Annotated in this window: 6 protein-coding genes; all 6 read left to right on the forward strand. The window is 51.5% G+C overall.

Annotation, left to right across the window (positions count from 1 at the left end; all coding sequences use genetic code 11):
• Nucleotides 1-480 (forward strand): hypothetical protein (locus ACQZ40_RS25575; protein WP_448748905.1); only part of this gene is annotated, 480 nt, incomplete at its 5' end.
• Between the two features lie 238 nt (nucleotides 481-718).
• The gene (locus ACQZ40_RS25580; protein WP_448748907.1) at nucleotides 719-970 is read left to right on the forward strand and encodes a ribbon-helix-helix domain-containing protein; all 252 of its coding nucleotides are present in this window, start codon (nucleotides 719-721) and stop codon (nucleotides 968-970) included.
• A 2-nt stretch (nucleotides 971-972) separates the two neighbouring features.
• Nucleotides 973-1,236, forward strand: a complete 264-nt coding sequence (locus tag ACQZ40_RS25585; protein ID WP_448748906.1) for a hypothetical protein — start codon at nucleotides 973-975, stop codon at nucleotides 1,234-1,236.
• Nucleotides 1,237-1,405: 169 nt separating this feature from the next.
• Complete coding sequence (locus ACQZ40_RS25590; RefSeq protein WP_443408588.1) at nucleotides 1,406-1,846, forward strand: very short patch repair endonuclease; 441 nt, start codon at nucleotides 1,406-1,408, stop codon at nucleotides 1,844-1,846.
• Nucleotides 1,847-1,856: 10 nt separating this feature from the next.
• The gene (locus ACQZ40_RS25595; RefSeq protein ID WP_443408589.1) at nucleotides 1,857-3,224 is read left to right on the forward strand and encodes a DNA cytosine methyltransferase; all 1,368 of its coding nucleotides are present in this window, start codon (nucleotides 1,857-1,859) and stop codon (nucleotides 3,222-3,224) included.
• Nucleotides 3,217-4,011: an endonuclease gene (locus ACQZ40_RS25600; protein WP_443408590.1), complete on the forward strand. Its 795-nt coding sequence runs from the start codon at nucleotides 3,217-3,219 to the stop codon at nucleotides 4,009-4,011. The genes ACQZ40_RS25595 and ACQZ40_RS25600 overlap by 8 nt, the downstream gene beginning before the upstream one ends.
• Nucleotides 4,012-4,205: the final 194 nt, after the last annotated feature.

Here is a 4,205-nt window from a genome sequence, read left to right on the forward strand (position 1 = left end):
AGTTCCTTATCGACGAGCAATGTGATCCGGAAAAGATCGAACGCATCATCGCTGATGAGCCAAATTCATAAGGTCTGCGGCCTAGTCCGGATGGTTACCCTTAAACCCTATGCGGACGTCGTTATCGCTGGAAATGTAGTTGCGACCATCGATAATCAGGGAGCCGTGACGAGCGACGACGCTTTAGGCAAGCGGCTCCGTAACCTGTTAGCGGGTCTGGATGGCGTATCTGGGCCTTCTTTTGCCCAAAAAATTGCAGAGCAGATCGCCAATCTGGTTGGGGGCCGAATACAGAAAGCCGGTACGGCTCTGACGCAAAGGCAGTTTAATTCGCTGTCTCCAATACCAGAAACCAGGGTGACGGTTGATTATGTGGGTATGAAGACTGATCCGCGTTATGCGCAAATCGAAGGCTGGAAACAAGATTATGTGCGGTACGAAAAGGAGCGGGCGGAGTATTTAACGCAGCTACCAAATTAGATTTTACAGCTCCGACTGCGCGCAAAAAATGCAAATTGGATGTACTTACTGCGTCTAAAATTTGAGCAACTATCATTTTACCGTCGGCGCTTCAAAAGTGTTTTCTTCTATCCTCTTTGGTAACCATCCGCTGGTGGCAAAAGACCAAACGCGTGGCCAGCCGAACCAGCAATGCGTGATGAATATTGACAATATGTGCTACACTTTTCATAGTTTTAGAGATCGAAAGGAATACGCCATGGCGTCAGGAAGCATTCACGTCAAAGTCAGCGGTGCATTGCAAGACCATATCAAGCAACAGATTGGTGGGGACGGTCTTTATGAGAATGCGAGCGAATATATTCAAGCGCTTATCCGGCATGACCTGCGAACCCGCGACGAGGCATGGGATTCCTTGCAAAAGGAACTGTCTCCTGCCATGCGCGCGGATGACAGCGACTTTGTAGCCGTCTCTGCTGACGATGTAATTGGCCGAAACAAGCGTCGCTAGTTATGGCAGCTTATCGTTTTTATGCGCCTACCGATGCTGCACAGGATAAAATCTGGCGCGACACCGTGGATACTTGGGGTGAAGCGCAGGCTGAGACCTATATACGTGGCTTGCACGCGCGTTTGCAGCGCCTTTGCGACAACCATCTGCTTTGGCGGCGTCTGCCCCAAAGACTTGCCGGCCCCGGTGACCTTAAGAATGACGCTTATTTCAGCCGGTATCAGCATCATTACGTGTTTTCCGGAAGCTTGATAACGGTGATCTAAGTGTGATGAGTATCCTGCATGAGCGGATGGATATGGCAGTTCGCTTGAGAGAAAATCTCACGACGCTCAATGCTAGGGGCATTATCCAAGCTGTCACAGTGTGACGAATTACAGCTTACTATCGTCCCGGATGGTGAAATTTCTATGCTGCTGCACTATGTTCCCTTTGATGGACACGCGCACGCCAGAGCAACGACGACGGATCATGCAATCCGTCAGGCAAAAGAATACCGGACCCGAACAGGTGATTCGGAAAGCTTTGTTTGCCTTGGGCTTCCGCTATCGTCTCCATCGTAAGGATCTGCCAGGCTCGCCTGACATCGTTTTTCCAGCGCAAAAAAAAGCGATTTTTGTTCACGGTTGCTTCTGGCACGGCCACGGATGTGCCAAAGGCCGCCCCTCTAAATCCCGAATCGAATATTGGGGGCCAAAAATTGAGGCGAACCGCATCCGCGACGACCGCAATCTCTCCTCCTTGAAAGCGCTACGATGGGAAGTACTTGTCGTTTGGCAGTGCGAACTCGCCGATTTTCCAACTGCCTTCAATCGGATTACAAATTTTGTAGAAGGCTTGTCGAATTCGATCGACAATGCCGCTATCGACGGCTAGACTTCGGCTTATGACGAATCAAAAATCGCCCAGAAAAAAAACTTCGAGCCGCCCGGTAGGCGTCGACTTGTTCGCAGGAGCAGGTGGAATGAGTCTTGGTTTCGAACAGGCAGGCTTTCACGTTGCCGCCGCCGTCGAGATCGATCCGATCCACTGCGCGATCCATAAATTCAATTTTCCCGATTGCGCTGTAATTCCGCAGTCGGTAGCAGGCCTTTCTGGGGATGAAATCCGTCGTCTTGCCGACCTTGAAGGCCACGAAATCGATTGTGTGTTTGGCGGGCCTCCTTGTCAGGGTTTTTCGATGATCGGGCACCGGATACTCGATGATCCGCGAAACAGCTTTGTTATGGATTTTGTTCGTATCGTCGCTGAGCTAGATGCAAAGACGTTTGTGTTTGAGAATGTCAAAGGTTTGACGGTCGGCAAGCATCGCGACTTTCTAGACGAGCTGGTCGCAGCTTTCGACGCGCGGGGTTATCAGGTTCGCTTGCCGTGGCGGGTTCTCGATGCGGCGTGTTACGGTGTCCCTCAACACCGTCAACGTTTAATTCTTTTCGGAGCAAAGAAGGGGCTCGACCTTCCCCATTATCCACTCGCCATCACGAATCCGGCAGATGGCAAGCGGAATATTCAGGGTCTTCCATCCGGTCCTACTTGCCAAGATGCACTTGGCGATTTGCCAGATGCAGAGCGTTTCGAAACGCTAAGGGAAACCGATATCGTGAAAACGACAGCGTTTAAATCTCCATCGAACTATGCTGCTGAAATGCGCTGTTTGACAAACGATGCGTGGCATTTCGGGCGCATTCGCGACTGGATGCCAGAATTTTTAACGTCGAGTGCCCGCACGGTACATACAGCAATTTCCAAGGGGCGCTTCGCCGCGACGGCGCAAGGCGAAGTCGAGCCAATCAGCCGTTTCTTTAAACTCCCGCCGAAGGGTTTGTCCAACACTCTGCGTGCCGGGACGGACGGTGCACGTGGTGCTTTCACCAGCCCGCGCCCTATCCATTACGACTATGATCGCTGTATTACCGTGCGTGAAATGGCCCGCCTACACGGTTTCCCTGATTGGTTCCGATTTCATGCCACCAAATGGCATGGTGCGCGGCAGATCGGAAATGCGGTTCCTCCACCATTGGCGCGGGCTATTGCGTCCGAGGTTGTGCGGGCGCTTGGCGTGAAGCCGAAGCCGGCCAGTGGCATTCAGAAGCTCGGTGATACTAAGTTTATCTATATGGAAATGACCGAAGCTGCCGAGCATTTTGGTGTAGCGAAACCCAGTTCCAAGCGCGATCGTAAGAGTGGAGCTAAAAAACGCAAGCAGTCTGAGATTGAGGCCACCCTTAAACGATTGAAGGTGGCCAATGGCTAAGAATGGCGACAGTAATCGTTATCGCATTCTAATCGAACATATCTTCTTCGATCATTGGGCAGATGGCGTCGTTGAATTCGAGTTTGAACGCGGCGAAATCGAAGCCCATGCCAAAAAGGAAAACATAGCGCTCCCGAAGAACATCGGTGATTTGATTTATTCGTTTCGGTTCAGATATCCTCTGCCCCACAGAATCTTAGAAACCCAGCCCGAGGGCTTGGAGTGGGTTATCGAAGGCGCGGGGCGGGCGCGCTATCGGTTCCGCCTCGTCAAAATCACCCGTATCGTACCGAGCGAGGCACTCGCTACGATCGCGATCCCAGATGCAACACCAGAACTCATTCGCGCATACGCGCTGGACGACGAGCAGGCGCTGCTTGCCATTGTCCGTTACAATCGCCTGATTGACACGTTCTTGGGGCTCACAACTTATAGCTTGCAAAACCATTTGCGCACGACCGTTTCCGGCGTCGGGCAGATCGAGATTGATGAAGTATATATCGGCCTCGACAAGCATGGTTGTCATTACGTTATTCCGGTGCAAGCTAAAGGCGGTAACGATCAAATTGGTGTTGTGCAGATATCACAAGATCTCGCTTTCGCGACCGAGAAGTTTCCAGATATGCGCTGCCGACCCATCGCGGCGCAGTTCATGGCTGGAGGTGTTATTGCGTTGTTCGAACTCACATTGGACGACGGCCAAGTGAAGATCGTAGAAGAACGTCACTATCGTTTGGTTCCTGCTGCCGATCTCGATCAGACGGCCATACGAAACTACCGCTCTTAATTTTCTAAATCTCCATCATGCTTATAAAATGACGATGATCGTTGCATTGATATAGGCGCGCTCTATTGTGGATACGAGAGTGAATTTTTTAGTTCTTGACCTGCCACTGAAGTTTCATCCGGCTGCGATTAGAGCCTCGGCTGTTTTTGATAAGCCAAATGGCGTGGTGGGAGCAACCGGCGGAAACGCGAAGC

The sequence above is a fragment of the Agrobacterium sp. 16-172Ci genome (genome assembly GCF_053522725.1).